Source organism: Cryobacterium sp. Y62 (assembly GCF_002929785.1).
Taxonomy (GTDB): Bacteria; Actinomycetota; Actinomycetes; order Actinomycetales; family Microbacteriaceae; genus Cryobacterium.
On the sequence record NZ_PJJK01000119.1, the window covers coordinates 61062 to 84293 of the forward strand.

General features: G+C 64.0%; 22 protein-coding genes, 1 tRNA gene and 1 pseudogene. 8 read left to right on the top strand and 16 right to left on the bottom strand.

Annotated elements, in window-relative coordinates; translation table 11 throughout:
• Positions 1 to 214 precede the first annotated feature (214 nt).
• The 6 genes from ilvA to CXY71_RS17795 are packed head-to-tail and all read right to left on the bottom strand — an operon-like array spanning position 215 to position 6861.
• On the bottom strand, positions 215 to 1450 hold the full coding sequence (gene ilvA / locus CXY71_RS17770) for a threonine ammonia-lyase (RefSeq protein WP_104138564.1): 1236 nt from the start codon (positions 1448 to 1450) through the stop codon (positions 215 to 217).
• A gap of 3 nt (positions 1451 to 1453) precedes the next feature.
• Entirely contained in the window at positions 1454 to 2905 is a 1452-nt protein-coding gene (locus CXY71_RS17775) for an AI-2E family transporter (protein ID WP_233204711.1), read from the bottom strand.
• A 21-nt stretch (positions 2906 to 2926) separates the two neighbouring features.
• On the bottom strand, positions 2927 to 4030 hold the full coding sequence (locus CXY71_RS17780; protein WP_104138567.1) for an ABC transporter ATP-binding protein: 1104 nt from the start codon (positions 4028 to 4030) through the stop codon (positions 2927 to 2929).
• Positions 4027 to 4872 carry an ABC transporter permease gene (locus CXY71_RS17785; protein WP_104138570.1) on the bottom strand — a complete coding sequence of 282 codons (846 nt, stop codon included), beginning with the start codon at positions 4870 to 4872 and terminating at the stop codon, positions 4027 to 4029. Before CXY71_RS17785 ends, CXY71_RS17780 begins: the two co-directional genes overlap by 4 nt.
• Positions 4869 to 5717 (bottom strand): ABC transporter permease subunit, encoded by an 849-nt coding sequence (locus tag CXY71_RS17790; RefSeq protein WP_104138858.1) that lies wholly within the window; start codon positions 5715 to 5717, stop codon positions 4869 to 4871. Before CXY71_RS17790 ends, CXY71_RS17785 begins: the two co-directional genes overlap by 4 nt.
• Before the next feature lies 1 nt (position 5718).
• Positions 5719 to 6861, bottom strand: coding sequence for an ABC transporter substrate-binding protein (locus CXY71_RS17795; protein ID WP_104138861.1), 1143 nt, complete (start codon positions 6859 to 6861; stop codon positions 5719 to 5721).
• Positions 6862 to 7022: 161 nt separating this feature from the next.
• Between CXY71_RS17795 and CXY71_RS17800 the strand changes: the two genes are divergently transcribed.
• Entirely contained in the window at positions 7023 to 8213 is a 1191-nt protein-coding gene (locus tag CXY71_RS17800; protein WP_104138573.1) for a winged helix-turn-helix domain-containing protein, read from the top strand.
• 21 nt (positions 8214 to 8234) lie between these two features.
• Here CXY71_RS17800 and CXY71_RS17805 read toward each other — a convergent pair whose 3' ends face one another.
• From CXY71_RS17805 to CXY71_RS17820, 4 genes are all read right to left on the bottom strand, one after another.
• Positions 8235 to 9119, bottom strand: a complete 885-nt coding sequence (locus CXY71_RS17805) for a M48 family metalloprotease (RefSeq protein WP_104138576.1) — start codon at positions 9117 to 9119, stop codon at positions 8235 to 8237.
• 13 nt (positions 9120 to 9132) lie between these two features.
• Complete coding sequence (locus CXY71_RS17810) at positions 9133 to 9699, bottom strand: LemA family protein (RefSeq protein WP_104138578.1); 567 nt, start codon at positions 9697 to 9699, stop codon at positions 9133 to 9135.
• A gap of 138 nt (positions 9700 to 9837) precedes the next feature.
• The gene (locus tag CXY71_RS17815; RefSeq protein ID WP_199184360.1) at positions 9838 to 10293 is read right to left on the bottom strand and encodes a VOC family protein; all 456 of its coding nucleotides are present in this window, start codon (positions 10291 to 10293) and stop codon (positions 9838 to 9840) included.
• Positions 10290 to 10781, bottom strand: a complete 492-nt coding sequence (locus CXY71_RS17820) for a GNAT family N-acetyltransferase (RefSeq protein WP_199184361.1) — start codon at positions 10779 to 10781, stop codon at positions 10290 to 10292. Before CXY71_RS17820 ends, CXY71_RS17815 begins: the two co-directional genes overlap by 4 nt.
• A 297-nt stretch (positions 10782 to 11078) precedes the next feature.
• Between CXY71_RS17820 and CXY71_RS17825 the strand changes: the two genes are divergently transcribed.
• Positions 11079 to 11429 (top strand): ABC transporter permease, encoded by a 351-nt coding sequence (locus CXY71_RS17825; RefSeq protein WP_104138581.1) that lies wholly within the window; start codon positions 11079 to 11081, stop codon positions 11427 to 11429.
• A gap of 83 nt (positions 11430 to 11512) precedes the next feature.
• On the opposite strand, the gene CXY71_RS17830 is transcribed toward CXY71_RS17825, so the two are convergent.
• The gene (locus CXY71_RS17830; RefSeq protein WP_104138584.1) at positions 11513 to 12973 is read right to left on the bottom strand and encodes a glycoside hydrolase family 1 protein; all 1461 of its coding nucleotides are present in this window, start codon (positions 12971 to 12973) and stop codon (positions 11513 to 11515) included.
• A gap of 176 nt (positions 12974 to 13149) precedes the next feature.
• Here CXY71_RS17830 and CXY71_RS17835 point away from each other — a divergent pair, with 176 nt between their 5' ends.
• The 3 genes and pseudogenes from CXY71_RS17835 to CXY71_RS17845 form a co-directional block, all read left to right on the top strand.
• Complete coding sequence (locus CXY71_RS17835; protein WP_104138586.1) at positions 13150 to 15507, top strand: hypothetical protein; 2358 nt, start codon at positions 13150 to 13152, stop codon at positions 15505 to 15507.
• A gap of 26 nt (positions 15508 to 15533) precedes the next feature.
• On the top strand, positions 15534 to 16460 hold the full coding sequence (locus tag CXY71_RS17840; protein WP_104138589.1) for a Ppx/GppA phosphatase family protein: 927 nt from the start codon (positions 15534 to 15536) through the stop codon (positions 16458 to 16460).
• A gap of 1 nt (position 16461) precedes the next feature.
• A pseudogene (locus tag CXY71_RS17845) lies at positions 16462 to 16773 on the top strand (IS30 family transposase); the annotation flags it as partial.
• Positions 16774 to 16785: 12 nt separating this feature from the next.
• Here the strand turns inward: CXY71_RS17845 and CXY71_RS17850 are convergent.
• The gene (locus CXY71_RS17850; RefSeq protein ID WP_104138592.1) at positions 16786 to 17097 is read right to left on the bottom strand and encodes a Txe/YoeB family addiction module toxin; all 312 of its coding nucleotides are present in this window, start codon (positions 17095 to 17097) and stop codon (positions 16786 to 16788) included.
• 187 nt (positions 17098 to 17284) lie between these two features.
• Between CXY71_RS17850 and CXY71_RS17855 the strand changes: the two genes are divergently transcribed.
• The gene (locus tag CXY71_RS17855; protein WP_104138594.1) at positions 17285 to 17836 is read left to right on the top strand and encodes a peroxiredoxin; all 552 of its coding nucleotides are present in this window, start codon (positions 17285 to 17287) and stop codon (positions 17834 to 17836) included.
• Positions 17837 to 18080: 244 nt separating this feature from the next.
• On the opposite strand, the gene CXY71_RS17860 is transcribed toward CXY71_RS17855, so the two are convergent.
• Entirely contained in the window at positions 18081 to 18926 is an 846-nt protein-coding gene (locus tag CXY71_RS17860) for an alpha/beta fold hydrolase (RefSeq protein WP_104138597.1), read from the bottom strand.
• A 230-nt stretch (positions 18927 to 19156) separates the two neighbouring features.
• On the bottom strand, positions 19157 to 19666 hold the full coding sequence (locus CXY71_RS17865) for a hypothetical protein (protein WP_104138600.1): 510 nt from the start codon (positions 19664 to 19666) through the stop codon (positions 19157 to 19159).
• An 849-nt stretch (positions 19667 to 20515) separates the two neighbouring features.
• Here CXY71_RS17865 and CXY71_RS22210 point away from each other — a divergent pair.
• The gene (locus CXY71_RS22210; RefSeq protein ID WP_233204712.1) at positions 20516 to 20926 is read left to right on the top strand and encodes a hypothetical protein; all 411 of its coding nucleotides are present in this window, start codon (positions 20516 to 20518) and stop codon (positions 20924 to 20926) included.
• 238 nt (positions 20927 to 21164) lie between these two features.
• Positions 21165 to 21566, top strand: a complete 402-nt coding sequence (locus tag CXY71_RS22215; RefSeq protein WP_233204713.1) for a site-specific integrase — start codon at positions 21165 to 21167, stop codon at positions 21564 to 21566.
• A 9-nt stretch (positions 21567 to 21575) separates the two neighbouring features.
• Here CXY71_RS22215 and CXY71_RS17875 read toward each other — a convergent pair.
• Positions 21576 to 21652: transfer RNA gene (locus tag CXY71_RS17875), tRNA-Leu, on the bottom strand.
• A 74-nt stretch (positions 21653 to 21726) separates the two neighbouring features.
• Positions 21727 to 23214, bottom strand: coding sequence for an NAD(P)/FAD-dependent oxidoreductase (locus CXY71_RS17880; RefSeq protein WP_104138603.1), 1488 nt, complete (start codon positions 23212 to 23214; stop codon positions 21727 to 21729).
• Between the last annotated feature and the right edge of the window lie 18 nt (positions 23215 to 23232).

Sequence of the window (23232 nt, forward strand, 5' to 3'; positions counted from 1 at the left end):
GGGTCGGTCGACTACTCGGCGGCCAGCCAAAATGCGGCATACCGCTGCTGGCCGCCTCAGTTTCCTGAATTAGCCCCCATCGCCCCGAAAAACACCCGCGTGCAACATCACAACTCCTGCAAATTGCGGCCGCGGCAGAAAAGTTGCCCGGAATGCCGGGTATCCGCTCTGGAAGCGTCACGAGTTGCTGGAGTTATGCGCGTGACCGGAGGCGCTAGTCGATCTGGGGATCGTAGCCGGCGGCGCGCAGCGTGTCGACGACATGCTGGCGGTGCTCCGGCCCGCGCGTTTCGACGCTGACGTCGAGTTCGACCTCGCTGATCTGCAGTCCGACGCCGTGTCGGGTGTGCAGTACCTCGATGACGTTGGCCGTAGCTTCGGCGAGGAGCTCGGAGATTCGAGCCAGCTGACCCGGACGGTCGGGCAGCATGATGCGCAGCGTCAGGTACCGTCCCGAGGCGGCGAGACCGTGGCTGATCACGCGCTGCATCAGCAGCGGGTCGATGTTTCCGCCGGAGAGGATAGCCACGGTCGGCCCGGTGGGTGTGATCTTGCCGGCCAGGATGGCGGCGACCGCAACGGCTCCGGCCGGTTCGACCACGAGCTTGGCGCGTTCGAGCAGCACCAGAAGCGCCCGGGCGGTGTCGTCTTCGGTGACGGTCACGATCTCATCGACAACATCGCGCACGATGCTGAAGTTCAGCAACCCGGGTTTGGCCACCGCGATGCCATCGGCAATAGTCGGGAGCATGTTGATCGTCACTGCTTCGCCAGCGGCGAGTGAGGGTGGATAGGCAGCCGCGTTCTCGGCCTGCACCCCAATCACCCGTATGTGTCGCCCATCCCGGGCGGCACGCTGCTTAAGCGCGCTGGCAACCCCGGAGATGAGTCCGCCACCGCCGATGGGAACAATGACCGTCTCCAGGTCGGGAACCTGATCGAGAATTTCGAGTCCGAGCGTGCCCTGCCCGGTGACCACATCCGCATGGTCGAACGGCGGGATCAGGATCGCGCCGTTCTCCCGGGCGTATTCAGCTGCGGCGAGCAGCGGTTCGGTCACGGTCGTACCGCGCAAAATGACCTCTGCTCCGTAGTCCCGCGTCGCCGATAGTTTCGGCAGTGCGACTCCGACGGGCATGAAGATGGTCGCCTTGATGCCGAGTTCGCGCGCGGCAAAGGCCACGCCCTGGGCGTGGTTTCCGGCCGAGGCCGCCACGACGCCACGGGCTTTCTCCTCCTCGGTCAGTTTCGACAGTCGGTTGTAGGCACCGCGAATCTTGTAGGACCCGGTGCGCTGTAGATTTTCACACTTGAGGTAGACCGGCGCGCCCAATACTTCGGCGAGATAGCGTGAGCTCTCCATCGGGGTCACATCCGCAGCCCGGGCGACGACCGCGCGAGCGGCCTCGAATTCGGCGAGGGTCGGTCCGACGAGGGTGGTCTCTGGCATGTTCTAGTTCTCCGAACTATCGTGCGGAGCGCCGGATGCGCTCGAATCTTTGGGGGTGACGCGCGCGGACGCCAAGCGGGACGTGAGGAGGCTCCGCGGGCGCAGCCGTGCTGTGCGCGCCGGCGCGCCAGACGGGCGATACCCCGGTCGGCTCTGCGGCACGGTCTGCCAAAGCACCGATCCGGTCGTCGGCACCGTCGGCACCGTCGGTGGGCTCGACCGCCAGGTACCCCCAGCAACGTAACTGGTCATCGCGTTCAGGACCGCGGCCACTGGCACGGCGAACAGAGCTCCTGGAATTCCGGCGAGTAAGGCGCCGGCAGCCACCACGAGCACGACGGCAAGTGGATGCACCTTCACCGCGGTTCCCATAATGAGCGGCTGCAGAACGTGTCCCTCAACCTGCTGCACGAGTAGAACAACACCGAGCATGGCCAGGGCAATAGCCCAGTTGTTGAAGATGAGTGCGATCACAATCGCCACCGATCCGGTCGCAACGGCACCGACGATGGGGATGAATGAGCCGAGGAAGACCAGAATTCCGATCGGGATGGCCATCGGCACCCCGAGCAGGGCCGCGCCCACTCCAATGCCGACCGCGTCGATCGAGGCGACCAGAATCTGTACCTTAGCGAAGTTGCCGAGGGTGGTCCAGCCGGCGATTCCCGCACCGTCGACGGCCGCGCGGGCCCGTCTCGGGAAAATTCGCACGATCCAGCCCCAAATGGCTTTGCCATCGATGAGGATGAAGAGCAGGCTGAACAGAGCCAGTAGCAGGCCGGTCAGCAGGTGTCCCAGGGTACTCCCGACCGACAGAGCACCACTGATGAATACCGCACTATCCTCCTGGAGAGCCTCCCACCCTTGCTGCACGTAGGTGTTGATCTCGGTTTCGGACAGTTGCAGGGGTGAGCCGGCCAGAAACGCCTTAAAGCCGTCGAAGAATTGAGTGAGCCGTTCGCTCAGCCCAACGGTGCCCTCGGCGATCTGCGTCGATGCGAGGGTGACCAGTCCGGCAACAAGTACCAGCGTACCCACCATGGCCAGAGCGACAGCGACACCCTTCGGCCATCGATGTCGCACCAGAAAAGCCACAAACGGAACCAGGAGCGCAGAAACCAGCACGGCGACGAGCAGCGGAATGACGATCAGCCGCAACTGAATAACCAGGAAGACCAGAATGGCGATAGCGGCGGCGATCACAATCAACCGCCACGACCAGGCCCCCGCCAAACGGATGCCCGCTGGCAGATTCTCGTCGACGCCGTTAACGGCTGCAGTCGAGGTCACGACCTCAATCGGCGTGGCAACGAGCTCGGATCCGGCCTGATTCGCACTCTCGCGCACGCGCTCCCGCACGCGCTCCCGCACGCGCTCCCGCGCGCGCTCGGCCGAACGCCTGCGACGCAGCCGTAGCAACGCGCGTGCACCTGGATTGCCCCTGGATTCGCTCACGCAATCAGTCTAGGTCTGCCGTCAGTACTGTTGCTGCGCCACACTTGCTGGCCCCACCGGCTCGGTCGAGACCGGCGCCCCGGTAAAGATTACGTACACGCTTTCGCCCGCTCTCGGATGCACGCGCACGCCGTGTTGCAGAAACAAAATCGTGCCGTCGCCCAGACGAACGGTCGTGCGGCGGAGGGAGCCGAGAAAACTCGAGGCGACCACGGTCGCCGCGAGGCCCTCGGCTGCGAACTCGATGTCTTCCGGGCGGATCGAGACCGTTACCGGTCCGTCGGGCGTCGACGGGTCGATCAGAGCCAGGCTCGTTCCGTAGACCTCGGCCCAGGCAGAGCGCACGAGACCATCGATGCGGTTGCTGAGTCCGACGAAGTCGGCGATGAACGGGGTGGCCGGCCGGGAATACAGTTCTTCTGGCGTGCCGACCTGCTCGATATTGCCGGCGCGCATCACGGCGACGCGGTCGGCGATGGCGAGGGCCTCATCCTGATCATGGGTGACGAACAGGGTCGTTATGCCGAGTTCGGTTTGAATACGCCGAATCTCGTCGCGCAGCTGCACGCGTACCTTGGCGTCGAGCGCCGAGAGCGGTTCGTCGAGCAGCAGCACGCGCGGTTCGGTCACGAGTGCGCGTGCGAGCGCGACCCGCTGCTGCTGGCCGCCGGAGAGCTGGTGTGCAAAGCGATCGAAGTGGTCATCGAGGCCGACCATGGCCAGGGATGCTGCCGCCCTGCGGCGGCGCTCGGCCGGCTTGATCTTGCGCATCCGCAGCCCGAATTCGACGTTTTCGCCGGCGCTGAGGTGCGGAAACAGCGAGTACGACTGAAATACCATGCCCATGTCGCGTTTGCTGGTGGCGAGGGCTGATACGTCGATGCCGTCGATGGTGATGCTGCCCGCATCGGTGGATTCGAGGCCGGCCAGCACGCGCAACGCCGTGGTCTTGCCGCTGCCACTCGGGCCGAGCAATGCGACACATTCACCGGCGTGCAGACTGAGGTTGAAGCCGTCCAGGGCGCGCATCCCGGAGAATTCTTTGACGACGCCGACGAATTCGACGACGGTTCCCGGTCGGGTCGGTGCGGTTGGCTGCTGGACTTTCAGCTTCTGTGAATTCATGCTTGACCTTTCACGTTGGTACGGCGGCGCGATGTTCGGGTGCGCGGGGCACCGAGTCGTCCGATAACGAGAAGCAGCAGGAACGCGAAGGCGAGGGCCAGCAGCGAGAGGATCACGGCCGTGTACGGGTCGACCTTGCTCACGACGACGAGAGCGGTCTGCAGGTTGACCCGGTTCAGCAAGGACGCGATGGTGAATTCGCCCAGCACGACGGCCACGGCGATGAAGGCACCGGCCAGGATGCCCCGGCGCAGGTTGGGCACGAGCACCCACAGGAGCACACGGCCCCAGCCCGCACCGAGAGTGCGCGCGGCTTCGGTGAGCGTTTTCACCTCGACGCCGTCGAGGTTGGATTGAATGGCCCGATAGGCGAAAGGCAATACCGTAATGCCGTAGGCGAAGGCGAGGGTCCACACGCCGCTCCCCAGCATTCGAGCCACAATGGCGTAGACCGGCGCGAGCCCGACAACGAGCACAATGGCCGGAATGGTGATAGGTAGAATACAGGTGAATTCCAGTACTCGGCGCAGCCGAGGAAAGCGGATGTGCACGAGCAGCATGGTGGGAACGAGCAGCAGCAGCACGATCAGGACCGTGCCGACGGCCAGGGCCACCGAGTTGCCGAGCGCTACCAGGACCGGTCGGTACACTCCGGTGAAGCCGCTCTGAAACAGGGCGACCCAGCGGTCGACGTTGTAGCCGCCGACCAGCCCGGCACGCAGGGTGAATTCGATCATGGCCACGATCGGCACGGCAAAGATGACCCCGATCAGACCGAGAATGATGGTGCGAACCGTGCGGGAGGGCGCGTGGGCGACGCCGTTGGCGGTCAGGCCGGTCATTGCTGCCACCGCGTGGCCCGTGATTGCAGCGCTGAATAGCCGAGCATGACGACAGCCATGACCACGATCATTCCGAGGGCCAGCGCGCCGGCCAGATTTTCCCGACCGAGCAGTGTTTCGCTGGTGAGTGCAGCGCGAATTTGCAGGGGCACAATCTGCGAGCCCTGACTGACCAGCGCCGCCGCGGTGGCGTAGGAGGAGAACGCGTTGGCGAACAGCAGCAACAGGCTGCCAATGAAGGACGGCGCGAGCACCGGAAACGCGATGCGGAACCAATAGCTGGCGGTGCTGCCACCGAGGGTGGCGTTCGCCTCGGCCCACTGCGGTTTCAAGGCTTGCAAGGCCGGCATAAACGTGATGATCATGAGTGGAACCTGAAAGTAGATGTAGGGCAGAATAAGGCCGGTCGTCGAATACAGCCAGACGCCGTTCTCAAAAATATCCAGGCCGAAGGTATCGCGCAGATACAGGGTCACCATGCCCTGGATGCCAATGGTCGCGACGAAGGCGAAGGCGAGCATGACGCCACCGAACTGGGCCAGCACACCACTGAGCGAATCAATGGTGGTGCGCAACGGACCGTCCGGACGCGCGCCCAACAGGGCGTAGCAGACCGCTGCACCGACAACGGCACCAACGACGGCGGTCAGCGCCGACAGCCAGAAAGAGTTGAAGAAGGTGGTCAGCACGACGGGGTCGCCAAGGGCCGCGACCGTAACCAGGGTGAAGGCGCCGGTATTGTCGAAAAAGCCCGTGCCGATCGCAATCAGGGTCGGCACCGCCAGGAACAACAACACATACACCGCGAAGGGCAGCAGCCCGAAGGCTGCTGCCCTTCCACGGATGCTACTGGACAGCCGCAGCCCACTTCTCGCCGAGCAGTGTAGCCGCTGCGGTGCTCTGTTCTTCGGTCGGAACGACGGTGTCGCTCGGCGCCTTCGGCAGCGCGTCGAACAGCTCACTGTCGATGGTGCCAGCCTCGGCCATGGCCTCGGCGCGCGCCGGACGAGCGCCGCCGGCGAGCCACAGGTTCTGTGCTTCATCGCTGTACAGGAATTCCTGCCACAGCCGCGCTGCCGCAGGGTTGGGGGCATCCTTGTTGATCGCCTGGTTGTAGTATCCGGCGTAGCCGGTGCCGTCGAAGACGACGACCTTCCAGTTGCGCTGGCCCTCCAGCTGGGCACCGTAGCCGACGTTGAGGTAGTCCCAGTCGAAGACCACCGGGGTCTCACCAGAGGCTACGGTCGCCGTCGTCGGGTTGACCTTCAGAAAGTTACCGGCCTTGTTGAGTTCGGAGAAGAAATCGATGCCAGGCTGAAAGTCGTCGACCGTTCCGCCGCTCTGCACGGCGGCGAGACCGACGGCGGCGAAGGCCGCACCGGCCTGGGTCGGATCGCCGTTGATGGCGACCTTTCCCTTGTAGTCGGCTCCGAGCAAGTCGGAGAGCTCTTTCGGCTCCGGCACGGCGTCGGGGTCGTAGCCCACCGAGAGGTATCCGCCGTAGTCGCCGACGTAGAGGCCTGACGCTTCCTTGAGCGCGTCGGGAATGTCGGCCCAGTTGGCAACCTGGTACGGCGCAAAGCGGTCGGTACTGGAGAGGGCGACGGCCAGGCCGAGGTCGAAGACATCCGGTGCCGTGTCCTGGCCCTTGAGGTTGTCGGCGGCCTGGATCTCCTCGGCACTGGACCCGTCGGGGGACGCCTCGTTGATTGTGATGTCGGGGTATTTCTCGGCAAACAGGTCAAGGACGGCGCCGTAGTTCGCCCAGTCACGCGGCAGCGCGATGACGTTCAGCTCACCTTCCGCGATGGCGGCTTCTTCGAGACCGGCCAGATCACCAAAGGCGGTAAGGCTGGTGGCGGTTGCTGCGTCAATGCCCGAGGCCGGGGCCTCGGCAGCTGGTGAACAGCCGCTGAGCGTGAGTGCAAGGGCCGCTGCGGTGGCCAGGGACACCGTCAGAGTGCGTTTGAGAGACAATTTTTCCTCCATTGTGACCGGCACCGGAACGTGTGAATGCTGTGGCAAACGTTCCAGATGAACAGAATATGAGGCAGGGAGTGCCGGCTGCCCGACACTACGAAGATTACATGTCCATCACACGATTTCCACCTTAACCGCAGGTGAACGGGGGTGCAGCTAGAGTGAGACGAATGGTCACGACAATCTCTCCCGCACTGGCGCGGCGGATTGCACTCGCCGCGCAGGGCTTCGGCGCGCGACCGACATCGGCCGTCGGAATTCGTCAGCTCACGGCCCTGGTGAACCGACTTGAGCTGTTACAGATCGACTCGGTCAACGTGTTCGAGCGCAGCCACTACATGCCGGCCTTCAGCCGACTCGGCCCTTATGACAAAACCCAGCTTGACCGGTTGACCACGGGTCGCCAGGCCCGCGTTACCGAATATTGGGCCCACGAGGCCTCCTATCTGCCGATCGACGTCTGGCCGCTGTTTCACTGGCGCATGCATAACTATCGCGACCGCTCAGCCCGCACGCCCGGCGACTGGTCCCAGGCCAACCGTCCGATGCTCGACTGGCTCCTAGCCGAGCTCGCCGCCAACGGTCCGATGCCGGCGAGTGCGATCGAACACGACGCCAACAAGCGCAGCGGTCCCTGGTGGGGCTGGTCCGAGGTGAAGACCGGGCTGGAAAGTCTGTTCCGCTGGGGCGATGTGGTCAGCGCCGGCCGCATCCGCTTTGAACGGGTATATGCCCTGCCCGAGCAGGTCTTCTCCTCCGAACTGCTCGGCACCAAAATTTCTGAAACGGATGCCCACCGCGAACTTGTGCGCCGCTCAGCTCGCGCGCATGGGATTGGTACGGTGAAGGATTTCGCCGACTACTTTCGGCTGAAGTCGGCACCGGTTCTCTCGGCCATTCGTGATTTGGAGGAGGCCGGAGAACTACTCCCGGTGCAGGTTGCGGGCTGGGGTGCGCGCGCCTGGCTGCACCGGGACGCTCGGTTACCGCGCACCATGGACGCGCAGGCGGTGCTGTCCCCGTTTGACCCGGTGGTCTGGGAACGTGCCCGCGCCCTGCGGCTGTTCAATTTTCACTACCGCATCGAGATTTACACGCCGGCACCCAAGCGCGTGTTCGGCTATTACTCTCTGCCGATTCTGCTTGGCGACATGGTCGTCGGGCGGGTCGATCTGAAGAACGACCGGCAGGCCGGCGTACTACGGGTGCAGTCGGCCTGGGCTGAGCCGGGCGCGCCAGCGGATGCTGCGGCGAGGCTAGCGCAGGTGCTGCGGGAAGCGGCGCTCTGGCAGGGCCTCAGGGAGATCGTCGTCGCGCCGCGCGGCAACCTGGCTGACGGTCTCGCCGCCGAACTTCGGTAAGCCTGTCGTCGCGTGGTCAGGTTAGAACTTGCGACCCATGGCGGTCAGGCGCTCGATGCGCTCTTCGATCGGCGGGTGCGTCGCGAACAGCTTGCCCATGGCGCCCTTCTTCAGCGGGTCCGAGATCCAGAGGTGGGCCATCGAACTGTTCTGCCTCTGCATGGGGCGACCGTACTCACCAAGTTTGGCCAGGGCCGAGGCGAGCGCGTCCGGGTGGCGCGTCGTCAACGCGCTTGTGGCATCCGCTAAATATTCGCGCTGGCGAGAAATGGCGAGCTGCACGACGGTCGCGATGAGCGGGGCCACGATCATTGCGACAAGGCCGAAGACCATGACGACGGGATTACCGTTGCTGTTGTTGCTGCGGCCGAAGAACGCCATGCGCAGGAACATGTCGGAGATGAAGCCGATCGCGACGACGAGGCCGAACACGACCATCGACACTCGAATGTCGTAGTTGCGCACGTGGCCGATCTCGTGGGCCATAACGCCTTCGAGTTCGGAGTCGTCCATGATGTCGAGCAGGCCGGTGGTGGCGGCGACGATCGCGTGCTGGGGGTCGCGACCGGTGGCGAAAGCATTTGGCGCCGGATCGTTGATGATGTAAACCTCGGGCATCGGTGTGCCGGTCGTAATCGACAGGTTCTCCACGATGCGCCAGAGACGGGGATGGTCGGCCTTGCTGTTGACCCGGATGCCGCCGCTCATCGAGATCGCCTGGCGACCAGCGGCGTAGTACTGAATGATCACGTAGAGCGCAGTGATGACGACCGTGGCGATGAGGATGCCGTAACCGCCAGCACCGTAAACGAAGTTCGCCAGCCAGCCGAGCCCCGCAATGATCACGAAGAACAGGATCATGATGAAGACGGTGTTGCGTTTGTTCTTAGCTATTGCGCTGTACATCGACTAAGTCCCGTTAGAACTGCACGCGGGGCGGCTCCGCAATCGCTGCGGAATCGGCCACCTCAAAGAACTCGCGCTCGGTGAAGCCGAGGTTCACGGCGAACAAGTGGTTCGGGAACACCTTGATCTTGGTGTTCATTTCGCGCACGCCACCGTTGTAGAACCGACGCGCGGCCTGAATCTTGTCTTCGGTGTCGACGAGTTCGGCTTGCAACTGCAGGTAGTTCTGGCTGGCTTGCAGCTGCGGGTACGCCTCGGCGACGGCAAAAATGCTCTTCAGCGCGGTCTGCATGTGATTCTCAGCAGCGGATGCGTCGGCCGGGCCTTGTGCTGACAGCGTCTCGGCTCGCGCACGGGTCACGTTTTCAAACACGTTCTTCTCGTGTGCCGCGTAGCCCTTGACCGTTTCGATCAGGTTGGGCAGCAGGTCAGCACGACGCTTAAGCATCACCGTGATGTCGCTCCACGCCTCGTCGACGCGCACATTCAGCGTCACGAGCGAGTTGTACGTCGACCACAGGTAGATACCCGCGATGGCGACGAGTGCGACAACGATCAGAACCGGGATGAGCCATTCCATGGCAGCGTCTCCTTGCAAATTGGCTATGTAGGGTGACACGGCGGCATGACTTGGCGACAACGACCCCCGTGCGTACCTGCCCATACTAACCGCGACCCCGGAGGCTCCCACCCGCTTCCCATCACACTCCAAGCAACCTCAAGGCGCGCGGGGAAACGCGGCGACGATCCTTCGGCCGATCGAGGCTTGGAACCGGATCAGGTAGCCATCCGGGTCCTGCACGAGAAACTGAGCGACGCCGGCCTCGGTATCGCCCGTTCGGTACCATTTCGTCTCGGGTTCCATGAACAGCGGCCAACGAGCCTCCCGAAAGGTACACACGAGCGGGTCGATCGATGGAACCGACACCTGAAAGTTGACGCCGCGGCCGAACGGCGGGTCTAACGCCGCCGGAATCCAGTTTCGCCCAGCGCCCCGTCGCTCGAGCATGAGGTGCGCCGTGCCCCGAGTGATGTAGGCAAACCCATCGTCGGGTCGGTCGTACAGCACGTCAAATCCGCTGAGACGGCACCAGAAATCCAGACTCTTCTGCAGCGAGGTGACCAGAAGCTCCGGGACGAGGTCGGGCGCCAGCATGCTGCACTCATCGGTCATCGCAGCTCCTTTCGGAACCAGTGATTGGCATACGGGTCAGTGTTGTGCGGCTCGCCCTCGATGTAGCCGAGCGACGCGTAGAGGCTACGTGCCTCGACGAGGTCGGTTCTCGTGTCCAGACGCAAGACGGTGAGCCCGATGGCGCGGGATTCGCGTTCCAGATTCTGCATGAGCAGTCGGCCGACGCCTTGGCCGCGAGCCGCCGGTTCAACAAAGACCCTGGTCACCTCGCCGAGCTCGCCCTGTTGAATTCGCATTCCGGCACAACCGAGCACTGTGTCCCCGTAGCGGGCGAGTAACAGCAGTCCGGTCGGAGCAGTGAGGTCGTCGCCGGGATACTGGGCCTGGGCGTCCAGAACCTCGTTCCGAAACGCGGGACGCCCGTGGTAGCGACTCACGATGTCGTCGTAGTACCGAAAAGACACACCCTCGGCTTCAGCGGATGACGGCGATGCCGCGAAAATCAGGATCGGCAACGCACACATCATGCGGTCTACCCTACTGGCGGCGCGTTCGAGGCCACCTGCATTCGCCTTTAACGCTGACGAGTATCCAGCTGTATCTGCATCGCCTGAAGTCACTAGCCGGCTCCATGAAACGTGACCCACGCATTACTGCGTGAATTCCGCACGCCGGAATCGCACTTCCCGCTGAGCGCCCCGCAACGGGGAATCACAAAAGGGCAGGCTCTCCAGCATGATCAAACTGGCTGCGCGTAGGACGAGCTGGCCTGCCGCGGTTGCGGCCTTTTGCGAAAGACTCAGTTTGTCGGCAAACTTCGCCCAATGCTTCGCTTTGAGGTTTTTGGTCTTTCCAGCCACGGACAGGGCCAGGGTGTCGTCGCCGTAAAGTGGCAGCGATATGACCTGCGTTCCGTCTTCCAATGGCAACCGTATCCACGTCTCTTCGTTATTCCTGGCGCGTCAAAGCGTTCCGCGAGCGCGGTCGCCCGCGCGGTGTTTCGGGTCGTGCAGTTCATGCCGGCGCTGGTGTTTTCACAGATTCTGCTCGGCGGTATTTTTCTGCCGCGCGAGCAACTGCCCGAGGTGCTGCGCGCGATCAGCGACGGGTTACCGCTGTCGCACGCGATCGACGCGCTGCGGGCGGTCGCGGACGATTCGCACGACGCCGCCTAGATTGGAGGGGAATTGCGCATCCGCTCCTCGCTCTCACACTCGCAACCCCGCAGGACTCGACTCCGTGATGAGTTTGCTACGCGTTAACGGTTTGCGAGGGCGTTCTGCAGCCAGCGGTAGCTCGACTTGGGGGTGCGCGTGCGGCGGTCGTCAGCGAAGTCGACGTGCACCAGGCCGGTCGGCTGGGTGTAGCCGGCATCCCACTCGAACCCGTCGAGCAGCGACCAGAATGCGAAGCCGGCGAGGTCGACGGCAGCGGCCGGGGCTCCGCTGGCCGTGGCGACGAGGGCGACCACGAGGTGTTCGGCGAGGTAGTCGATGCGGGCGGGATCGTGCACCTGGTGGCGGGCATCCGCTTGGTCAGAGAAGGCGCCACCGGCGAGTGAGAGGTAAACGGGAGGCAGGTCGGGGTAGCGTTCGGCCAGTTCGGCGAGCGCCACAGCGACATACTCGGAAGCGTTGACGTCGCCGGTGGAGGTCGTGGGGTGTTCGCGGAACGGCTCAAGGTGGAACGGCCATGAGGTGACGGGAATCGGCTGGCCGTCGGGGGCCTTCAGCACCGTCGCACCGGCAGTGATTCGGGCCGGCCCGGTGTAGCTCATGCCGTAGAAGTCGAGCGGCTGCTGGATCGTGCGCAGGTCGGCTGGGGCGGCCTCGAGCAGGGTGCGTAGTTCGACCCCGAACGGTTCGAGAGGGTCTGGATAGTGGCCGAGCAGCACCGGGTCGGCGAACAGCCGGTTCTGCAGCAGGTCGTAGAGGGCCGCATAGGAGCGGTCCTGGTCGCGGTCGGTCGCTGACTGCACCGGAGTGTGGGAGTTGACCAGGCCGATGCGTCCGCGCACGTCGGCGGCGCGCAGGCCCTGCACGGCAAGACCGTGCGCGAGCAGCTGATGGTGCGCGGTAGGAAGCGCGTCGAACAACAGGGTGCGGCCGGGTGCGTGGGTGCCGAGCGCGTAGCCCCTGGTGGTGACTGTGGCCGGCTCGTCGAGGGTGACCCAGGCGTCGATGCGGTCGCCGAGAGCCTCCCCCACGGCGTGGGCGTAGTCGGCGAAACGGCCGGCGGTGTCGCGGTTCAGCCAGCCGCCGCGCAGAGCAGCCGGCAGGTCCCAGTGCGAGAGCGTGGCGGTTGAACGAATACCGTCAGCCAGCAACGCATCCAGCAACCGATCGTAGAACGCGAGCCCGTTGCGGTTGAGGGGGCCGCGGCCCTCGGGCTGTAGCCTGGTCCAGCCCAGCGAGAACCGGTAGGCGTCGACGCCGAGGTCTCGCAAGAGGACGGCATCCGCGGCGTAGTTCTTGACGTGATCGGCGGAGACGGAGGCGTTCGAGCCATCGCGGATGCGCCCTGATCGTTGGCTGAAGGAATCCCAGACGCTGTCGCCACGGCCGCCGTCGCGGGCGGCTCCCTCGATCTGAAAGGCAGACGTGGCGACGGCCACCTCGAACCCGGTCGGCAGGCGATCGCCGAGCTCTCCGGCGCGGTGTTCCCAGTCCCGGGCGGCGACGGCGCGTGTGGAGGCGGGGGTGCGGGGCGTGGCATTCATCAGGGTACTGCTCTCCTCGGCGGTCTCATGCTGGGCATCCGCTTCGTATAAAGGTTGTCATGTTTGCGGGTGGCCGGCGGCAGCTCGAAGAATTCCCTCGGTTTGTTACATTTTGTAAGGCGCGGGAGGTTGACTTTACCGCCCGCTGCCCTTCAAATTGGGGCAGGGGGTGAGTTATGTCTAAATCGACTCGGGTCGCAGTATCGGGCGCAACGGCGCGTGCGCGACGCTCCCGCAGCTTAGCGGCCGTCGCCGCCCTGCTGCTTGGGTGTGCGATCGCCCTCGCCGGACCCGTGCTGGCGACGGCGCAGGCAGAAGAAGCTGTAGCGACCTCGACGATTCAGGACGAACCCCTGGAAGCAACGCCGGAACCGAGCCAGGAGGTGAACCTGCAATCCACGGCGCAATCCACGGCGCAGTCGACACCGGAATCGACACCGGAATCGACCGCACCGGCCACTGAAGAACCCATCCCGAATACCACGACCGATCCCGCAGCGGCGACGAGGCCGCTGATCGAGAGCCCTGGAAACGGGCAGTTCATCGGCAGTAACCGCACCACCGTGTCGGGGTCGAAAGCCGCTGGCCAAAGGATTCAGCTGTTATCGCCGCGCGGCGAGGACGCCCTATGCATCTTCCCCCCAGAAGGTGTGTCGCTGGATGAAGATACATCGACCTCCTGGAGCTGCAGCAACCTATACCTGCAGAACGGTCCGACGATCAAACTGCGCGTTGTTGTAGCTGGCGATTCCACCCTGAGCGACGAGATCACGGTTGCCGTTCTGGGCGTACCGACCGTGCTGGGCGGCCGCACCGGCTCCGAGTCCGACGGCTGGGTGCGCGGAACCGGGCATCCCCAAGCCACCGTGACGGCATCACTGGAGAACGGCGACTCGTGCTCCAGCGACGTCGACAACTCGGGTGCCTGGGCGTGCCTGTTTGCGGGCACGCTCGCGAGCGGAAGTCTGGAGGTGACAGCGAGCCAGCGTTCGACCTTCAGCAGCCCGTCGTCGTCCAATTCGAGCGACCCGATCGGGATTGTGTTCGACCTGCAAGCCCCCGCTGCTCCCGTTGTCACGACTCCCCGCGAAGGCGCCCAGGTGCTCGTCGCGGGAACCCAATACATCGGCACCGGCGAGACCGGCGCAACAGTCACCGTGTTCGCCGGTGCCTACTCGGTCTGCTTCGCCAAGGTGACCGACGGGGCCTGGACCTGCTCCGCCGGGGGCGTGGAAGCGGGTTCGTACTCCGTCATCGTGGTGCAGCAGGATTCCGCCGGCAATGTCGGCCCGGGCAGTACCCCTGTGACGGTCAGGTATGCCGCCGCGAGCACCACCACGCCGACCCCGTCTGCCTCTGAGACGCCAGCGGCCACGCCGGCTCCGAGCACATCAGCCTCACCCTCGCCTGACAGTGCGGTCGAAGTCCCGGGTGAAACAGTGGTGCCCACGCCCTCCTCGGCGCCGCAAACGGAGGAACCAGCGCCGGAAGCCGCTGAGGAGGAGGAGGAGGAGGAGGAGGCGGGGGCATCCACTTTTTCCGGCCGGTGGAATGACCCGACCCGCTTCGCGCTGCCGATCGGGCCAAGCGGCACCAGTTCGCCGTTCCCCTGGTTGCAGGCCGGGCTGCTCGCCTTGGGCGCCCTGGTGCTGATCGCTCTGCCACTGCGGATGCTCGCGGGCACCATCTCGCGCACGCGCGGCGGACATCCACTCTGGTCAAGGCCCACCCTGGCGGGTCGCAATCAGGTGCGCGAAGAGTATGACGTGGCACCGACCGTGCGGCTCAACCGGTGGCTGCGCGGTGGCGCGGCGCTCGTGGCCGCAGCGACATTCGTCATGCTGTCCGGACCAGTGGTGGATCAGCCGGCCTACCTGCGTCTGCTGGTCGCGGTGATCATTGGGCTGGTCCTGGTCAATGGGGTCGCCCTTCTGGTCCCGCTGTGGTGGAGTTCCCGCGTGCTTGGGCTGCGCGGGGCGGTTAGGTTTCTGCCGCGTTACCTGCTGCTGATCGCGGCCGCGGCGATAGCCTCGCGCGTCTTCGACCTGCACCCGGCCCTGCTGTTCGGGCTGCTCGGCAGCGTGAGCTTGTCAGCCAAAGCGGATGCTGCCAGCGCGCAGCCGACGCCGGCGCAGCGCGGCCAGCTTGCGACAGTGCGGGTCGGCGCCCTCGCCCTGTTTGCCGCGCTCGCCTGGTCACTCGGAGCGCTTGTGCCCGCCGCCAGTGATTTCACGACCTCGTTCGTGGCTGAGATGGTCAACACGATCGTGCTCGCTTCAGTCGGCTCGGCCGTGCTCATTCTGGTGCCTATCGGTCACACCAGCGGGCGCAGCATTCTGGTCTGGTCACCGCCGATCTGGACCGGCCTGACCGTCGTCGCCTATGGAATTTTGTTCGCCGCGCTCACCCCGGCGATCGATCAGCTGCACAGCAGCGGCTCCGGGACGGTGTTGTGGATCGTCGCAGCAAGCTTCGCAGCACTGTGCGCAAGCGCCTGGGGCTGGCAGCGCTTCGTCGCTCCCGCGCAACGCTGACCCGGAGGAGGCGGTATCGTACAAATGTGCGCCTTGGAGTCCTCGATGTCGGTTCGAATACCGTCCACCTATTGGTTGTCGACGCGCACGAAGGCGCCCCGCCGGTGCCGATGGCCTCCGATAAGAGCGTTCTGCGCCTCATGCGGTACATCACACCTGATGGTGCAATCAATGATGAGGGTGTCGCGGCGGTACTTTCTTCAGTGCAGCATGCAGCGGATGTTGCCCAGCAGCACAATATCGACGAGTTGCTGCCGTTTGCCACCTCTGCCGTGCGCGACGCGACCAACGGCCCAGAACTGCTCGGCCGGGTCGAACGGGAAACCGGTGTCGCCCTGCAAGTACTATCAGGCGAAGACGAAGCCCGACTAACTTTTTTGGCCGTGCGTCGCTGGTATGGCTGGTCGGCCGGCAACATTCTGCTGTTCGATATCGGCGGCGGATCGCTCGAGATCGCGGCCGGCGGAGCTGAGTTTCCCGAGGTGGCGCTGTCGCTCCCGCTCGGCGCCGGGCGCAGCACGATCGGTTTTCTGCACCACGATCCTCCTCTACCGGAGGAGGTGTCTGCGTTGCGAGGGCATGCGGCATCCGTTCTGCGCGATGCGGTCGGTGCCTTCGCGCACCTGCCGGCACCGCACCACATCGTCGGATCGTCGAAGGCGATTCGATCACTGGCCCGACTGGCCGGCACCACCTCGGACGGCGTCGGCGCCGCGGACCGCCTGCGGCTCGGCCGGGCCGGGCTCGACGACTGGGTACCGCGTCTCGCGCGCATTCCCGCCGAAGCCCGCCCGGCGCTTCCTGGCATTACCGCCGACCGCACCTTTCAGATCGTGGCCGGCGGCATCGTGCTCGGTGCGGCGATGGCCGCGTTCGGGGCGGCGGAACTTGAAGTGTCGCCATGGGCGCTGCGCGAGGGCGTCATTCTGCGTTACCTTGACCGCCTGCGCTAGCACTCTGACGTGGGATCAGGGAACCGAGCTGGCCCAGCACCGGCAGATCACGCTGGCCACAAAGATGGCTATCTACTTCTGTGATCCGCATTCGCCGTGGCAGTGGGGCACCAACGAAAATACCAACGGGCTGCTGCGCCAATACTTCCCTAAAGGCACCGACTTATCCATCCATTCGCCCGAGCGGCTACTCGAAGTCGCTACCGAACTCAACAATCGACCCCGCAAAACACTCGGCGGCATCACACCCGCTCAAGCCATGCAACGACTATTACCAGAGCCAGAAAAACCCATCGTTGCAACGACCGGTTGAATCCATCGAACCCTATGCNTCGAACCCTATGCGGGCAGTGCGGATCTCGGGCCAGTGGTGTTGGCGGGCTTGCAGGATGACGATGTGGTCGTCCGTGACGTAGTAGACGAGGCGGTTCGTGTCATCGATGCGGCGGGACCACGCGCCGGAGAGGATGTGCCTGAGGGGCTCCGGTTTGCCGATACCAGCGAACGGATCGCGCAGCGCGACGGTGATCAGCCAGTTGATGCGTTTGAGAGTCTTGCGGTCCTGGGTCTGCCAGTAGACGTAATCCTCCCACCCATTGGGGTCGAAGTGGCCTTGCTCGACGACTAATCCCGACAATCGAATCCCACCCTAAATGCCGCTTGACTTCAATAGGAGCATCCACCCAGCGGGACGTGACCGTGAAATGCCCGAACAGAGCGAAAATTGTGGGCGCCCTTTGGGCTGGTGATTGTCTGTGACCCGTCCCTGGCACCTAAGTGTGTCGGGCAACTTTGAAGGCCACCACTTCTTGAAAAGGAACCACATGACAAATATCCTCCCGACGCCCATCGACGACGGTGCCGGCGACCACCTGTTCGGATTGCACCTGCCTGACGTCGCCCTTGCGTCGACATCGGGCGGTCAGGTGAGCATCACAAACATCTCGACAGGGCGTTGGATCATGTTTATTTATCCACGGACGGGTGTCCCTGGCCAGGAGGAGCCAATCGGATGGGCGGACATTCCCGGAGCAAAAGGGTGCACCGCCGAAGCATGCAGCTTCCGCGATAGCTTGGTCGAGCTCCAGGAGGCCGGTGCCCACAGCGTGATCGGGCTCTCGGTGCAGAGTTCGGCTTACCAACGCGAGGCCGTCAAGCGGCTGCACCTTCCATACCCACTCCTCTCAGATCAGCAAGGACGATTGGCAGAGACGCTCAATCTGCCCACCTTTGCGGTCGCAGGCTTGACGCTTCTGAAGCGCATGACTCTTGTTATTGACGGCGAAACCATCAGGCACGTGTTTTATCCCGTCTTCCCTGCAGAGGATCATGCAGACCAAGTCCGTGACTGGCTACACGCAAATCCCGCGGTCTGATCACCCGAGAGTAATCACTACTTCCGAACGTGTTCTGGGCGATGGCTATCATCCGGACGACGCCGGCTACGAGCAGCTGACCGCGATCAACCGGGGCACACTTCTCAAACGGCTTAGCCCGGAGGAAATTGTCAGTCCCGAACTCTGTTCACTCCAAGTCCCGTGATGGTTCCGTAAAAGGAACCGCCTACGGGACGACGACGGGCGTCGCCGGAGTAGTGATGTCTATCGCTCGGACTCGCGCTCAAAGGTAGAAGGTGAAGAACTTGACCGCTTCGTCTGCGACATCCGGTCGTATGCCGGAGGGGTCCTGTCGATCGCCGAGAAATACGTAGTGCCCGATCTCCCGGCCGAGACTCTCGCCGCGGGCCTGCGGCATAGAGTCCCGATAGACGAGGGCGTTGTCTTCTGGGGGTGTGTTGTCGTCGGCGTCACCCCAGCGCACCAGGACCGGGGCAGAAATCTGGCTAAGGGACTCTGAGATCAGGAGCCTTCCGATGGCGGGCGCCAAGAGGATTCCAGCCCGGACACGCGCGTCGGTCAGGGACCGCGCGCCGGTTTCCGCCAACGAAGTCAACTCGGCATCGGAATACTTGCTGCGCAGCGTTTTGATCAAGTCTGGAAACTCCGGTACGTCCGGCGCAGGGATCTGTCCGTGAAACATTGCCTCCATGAGGTGTACATCGATTTTGCCGCCGAGCAGTGCGGTGACGGTGTAGCCGCCGAACGAGAACCCGGCCGCACCGACCCGCGTGATATCGATGTTCTGCTCGGCCACGAGATGGTCGATAAGGAAGGTGATGTCCCTTGCTCTTTCCCACGCGAACGCGAATCCTTCGGGGAGGTACTCGTCGTTGTAGCTGTTGCCGGGGTGATCGACCGAAGCAACGAGGAATCCCGCGTCATTCAGCGGTTTCGCGAGCCAGTCCAGGTCTTCTCCTGCGCCGCCAGTGCCGTGCGAGAGCACTACGACCGGTGCGGGCGTTGACCTGCTGGAGCGCCAAATGCGCGTTCTCAGTAAACGAGGTTCGGTCGGAACAGACCAGCTCGAACGCGAGTGGTCGAGCAGGTGTGTTGTCTCGGGGTTCATTCCCGAAGCCTAGTGCGACCGCTTTCGCACCCTGGTCAGCAAGAGGAACGACTACCGGACGATTAGCGTGAACGAAACCACGCCCTACCGCTGACTGGGCCTGAAACAAGCCGACGAACGTCAATCAGCTTGCTTCCCGGAGGTTGGGGTTGCGCGCAGGTGGGTGCTACGCGACAGGGTGCCCTTCAACTTCAGTAAGCGATGCCCTTGGCCTCATCGCGTTCTCAAGGTCATTGAGTCTGCATCGGAGTGATGGTGAGATCGACTGAACCAAATGGGAACGGGTAGAAGAATGTGCCGCTGCCATTCCAATCGGTAATGGGGATCATCGCAAACCAAATTTGGCTAATCGCGACCGATGCGACAGCGAGGATCACGACCGTGACAGCGCCTCGATCGAGGTAGCGCAGCGCGGCGGGAACATCACTTGCCCGGCGGAGTACGAAGGTCAGCGCTCCGATCACGATCGCGAAGATGCCGATATAGATAAAGACACTCGGTTGGAGCGTCAGGTCGATGCAGCTCGGCGCCAGCTCGGTGACGTTTCCGGCTGCATCGATAAATGTGCCATCAGCGTTCACGCCACCTGGGCAGTAGCCTTTACTGGCCACAGTCAACGCGGTGTACCCCAGAGCAGCGAGCATGGCAAGCACAACGAGGCGCCGGATGCGCGCAACGATCGGCCGCAGCGGCAATGCGTCTGCGGCCTGCGCACCTTCGGGCTGAAGCGACAACGACATTTTGACCCCCCGATCGGCTACCAGCGGCCTTACTTGTAGCCTACCTACGGGCTCAGGGTACCGGCAAAGTCGCCCGTCGGGGCATTCCCGCCCCTGCCAGCGGAACGGCGGGCCGGGGTATACGCCCACCGGAAAGCCCGCGCGCGCCGTCCGCTGGTGTTCGTCACGGCCGCGCCGTTGCCGCACGCGTTTGGGAAGTTGGCCCTGGTTCGGACACGTGCCGATGCACCGAACAGGGGCCACGAGCGCTGGTCACCGCGCGGACACGGACATCGCACGACCATGGCACCGTCCATGATGCCCTGACCCGACCTGAACGTGCCCGCAAGCCGGACGACCACCGGAACACCGATGGATGTGCGCCGTCTTTCGCGGCTCCGGGCGACGTCTGGAGGCGGCAGATCCGTGAGACTAGTCCGAGAAAATGCCTGGTCAAGGGGACTAACCGAGGCAAGAAATATCGCCCTCCGCTTCTGTTCCTCGACGCCTCCCGAGCCGATCGTGTATTCGCCATAAGAAGGGGGCGACACGCCCCAGGGACTCGGCGCCCGCTGCGCTGAGGAAGGTCGCCTCCGGCGTTCAGGCGCGGGTTCGCGCAGAAATATCCCAGGCTGCGGCAACCTCAAAATGGGCGGCCTGTGCCGACTCGAGCTAGATGGCGTGGTCGCCGGCGTCGAGGGTGGGGCCGATCCCGGCGCCCCGGGCGCCGGGGCAGGGGTATGAGGCCAGCCGTAGGCGTTCGGCGCGCGGGTCAGCCCTGACTGTCGGTGGCAGGGTGCATGGTGATGTCAGTCAGCAGCAATTCCGGCTCGTCGCCACCAATGACGGCGAGCCCTACGAGGTAAGGTCATGGGAACGCGTTCAGCGGATGAGACTGCAGCGGGCAAGAGACACCGCGTGCGTTACCGCAGACCCGGCCACAGCCAGACCGACAAACGTGGCTTCAAGACCAAGCGCTCCGCTCAGCTGTTCCTCGCCTGCACCGAGGTGTCCAAGAGTCGCTGGAGAGCCACCGAGATCGGCCGCATCCAGCACAGCGAGGTGCAGACCTGGGTGTCACAGCTCAGTGCCGGCACAGCAATAACTTTGCATCCCACGCCCGGTGTACGTAGCGCCACCCACGTCATCCGTGCCTACGGAGTGCTCGCGGCAATCCTCGACGTGGGGGTCATGGAGCGCCGCATACTGGTCAACAGCTCGTGCGGCGTGACTCTCCTTTGCAAAAGGAACAAACCGCACACGGATCTCTGGCACGAGTAGGTTGACCTGCTCGCAACCGCGGCGGCGGCGGCGGCGCATGGAACGGTAGTGCTGACCCTCGCCTACACCGGCCTGCTGGGGTGAGGTGACCGGATTGCGGGTGCGAGACGTGGATCTCGTTCAGAGGCGTCTGGCAGTTCGCGAAAACGCCGTGCGGTTTGGCGGTAAGATTCTCATCGGCACGCCGAAGTCGCACGAGGCACGCCTGGTTCCGTTTCCCCCGTTCCTGTAGGAACGATTGGCGTTGCTCCGCGCCGATAGGACACCTGACCAGATCCTGTTCGGCAACGGGCTGTCGCATCAGTGCACGCCGTCGACTCAGGACGGCGGGCTGGTTTACGCCCTCAAGTGTGCCCGGGAGGTCGATCCGACCTTTCCGCGTGTCGTTCCCCACGACCTCAGGCACACCGCGGCCAGCCTGGTCGTGTCTGCCGGGGCGAACGTCAAAGTGCTGCAGCGGCTGCTCGCCTGCGCCTCGGCGGCGATGACCATGCACGTATACACAGATCTCTTCGACGACGACCTGGACAGCGTTGCAGTGGCCCTCGAACAGGCCCGCATAATTTCAAGTGTGGGCAAAATTTGGGCAAACGGTGCACCTGAGGAACCTGTTACGAATTTAAAAGCCAGATCAGCATAGAAAAATTCGTGGTGCCCCCACTGGGACTTGAACCCAGACTGTGACGATTTTAAGTCGTCTGCCTCTGCCAATTGGGCTATGGGGGCGTGCCCGCTGACGGGCGCTTAAAGCATAGGTGCTGCCGAGCGAGGTGATCGCCCGACAGCATCTACCGAAACAATTACTTCGAAGCCGAAGCCGAAGCCGATGCCTCCGCGGCCGCCTTCTCGGCGGCGGGCGCCGAGGTAGCCGCAGCCGCTGCAGCAGCCTTCACCGTGGGCTTGCGCGGCGCACGCGGCGCGCGAGGGGCTGCCGGAGTCTTGGCTGCCGGGGCCGCAGCAGGCGCCGGCGGCTTCGGACGCGAAGCGAACTCGACGAACGCGCCACGCGGGTGCTGTGTGGCGCTGAGCGAAACGTTGTCGCGACCGAGGAAGAAGTTGTTCACCCAACCCCAGACAACGCGCAGCTTGCGCTCCCAGCTCGGCATGGCGAGCCCGTGGTAGCCACGGTGCGCGAACCACGCCGGCAGGCCCGTCATCGCGAACTTGCTGTTCTGGAACACACCGATACCAATACCGAGACCGGCGACAGCGCCCAAGTTCTTGTGGAAGTACTGTACCGGAGCCTCGTCGCGCAGCACGGCGGCGATGTTCTTGGCGAGGAGCTTGCCCTGACGCACAGCGTGCTGGGCGTTCGGCACGCAGTTACCGCCGACGCCGCCACCGCTCAGGTCGGGAACGCAACTTACATCGCCGGCGCCCCAGGCATCAGCGATGATGTCGTCCTCGGTTCCGACGCGCAGGTCGGCACGAACCTGCAGACGACCGCGCTCTTCGATGGGAAGGTCGGTGTGGCGCACGATCGTCGGGTTCGCCATGACGCCGGCGGTCCAGACGATGAGGTCTGTTTCGAAGATCTCTCCGGTGGAGAGCTCGATCTTTCCGTCGACCGCACTGGTCAGCTGGGTGTCGAGGTGGATCTGGGCACCGCGACCGGCGAGGTTGTCGATGACCCAGAGGCTCGTCTTGAGCGAGACCTCGGGCATGATGCGGCCCATGGCTTCGATGAGGTGAAAGTTGGTGTCCTCGAAGCTGATCTCGGGGTACAGAGTGAGCAGCGAGGTCGCGAACGAGCGCAACTCGGCGAACACCTCGATGCCGGCGAAACCGCCACCGACCACGACGAAGGTGAGCAGACGCTCACGCTCTGGGCCGGCTGGAAGGGCGGCCGCCTTGTCGAAGTTGGTCAGCACGCGGTCGCGAATGGCGACGGCTTCTTCGATGGTCTTGAGGCCGATGGCCTGGTCGGCGACACCCGGAATCGGGAACGTGCGCGACACCGCCCCGGCGGTGACTACGACGATGTCGTACTTGAACTCGTACGGCTCGCCGGTCGGCGGGGTGATCGTGGCGGTCTTCTCAGCGTGGTTCACGTGCGTGACCTTGGCGGAGATGACGTTGGTCTTCTTGAGGTGGCGACGGTGCGACACGACCGCGTGACGCGGTTCGATAGAACCGGCGGCGACCTCCGGCAGGAAGGGCTGGTACGTCATGTACGGCAGCGGGTCAACCATGGTGACGTCGGCTTCACCGGATCGCAGCCACTTCTCGAGCTTCCACGCCGTGTAAAAACCGGCGTAGCCGCCACCAACAATGAGAATTTTGGGCACGATGAGAAGGCCTCCTAC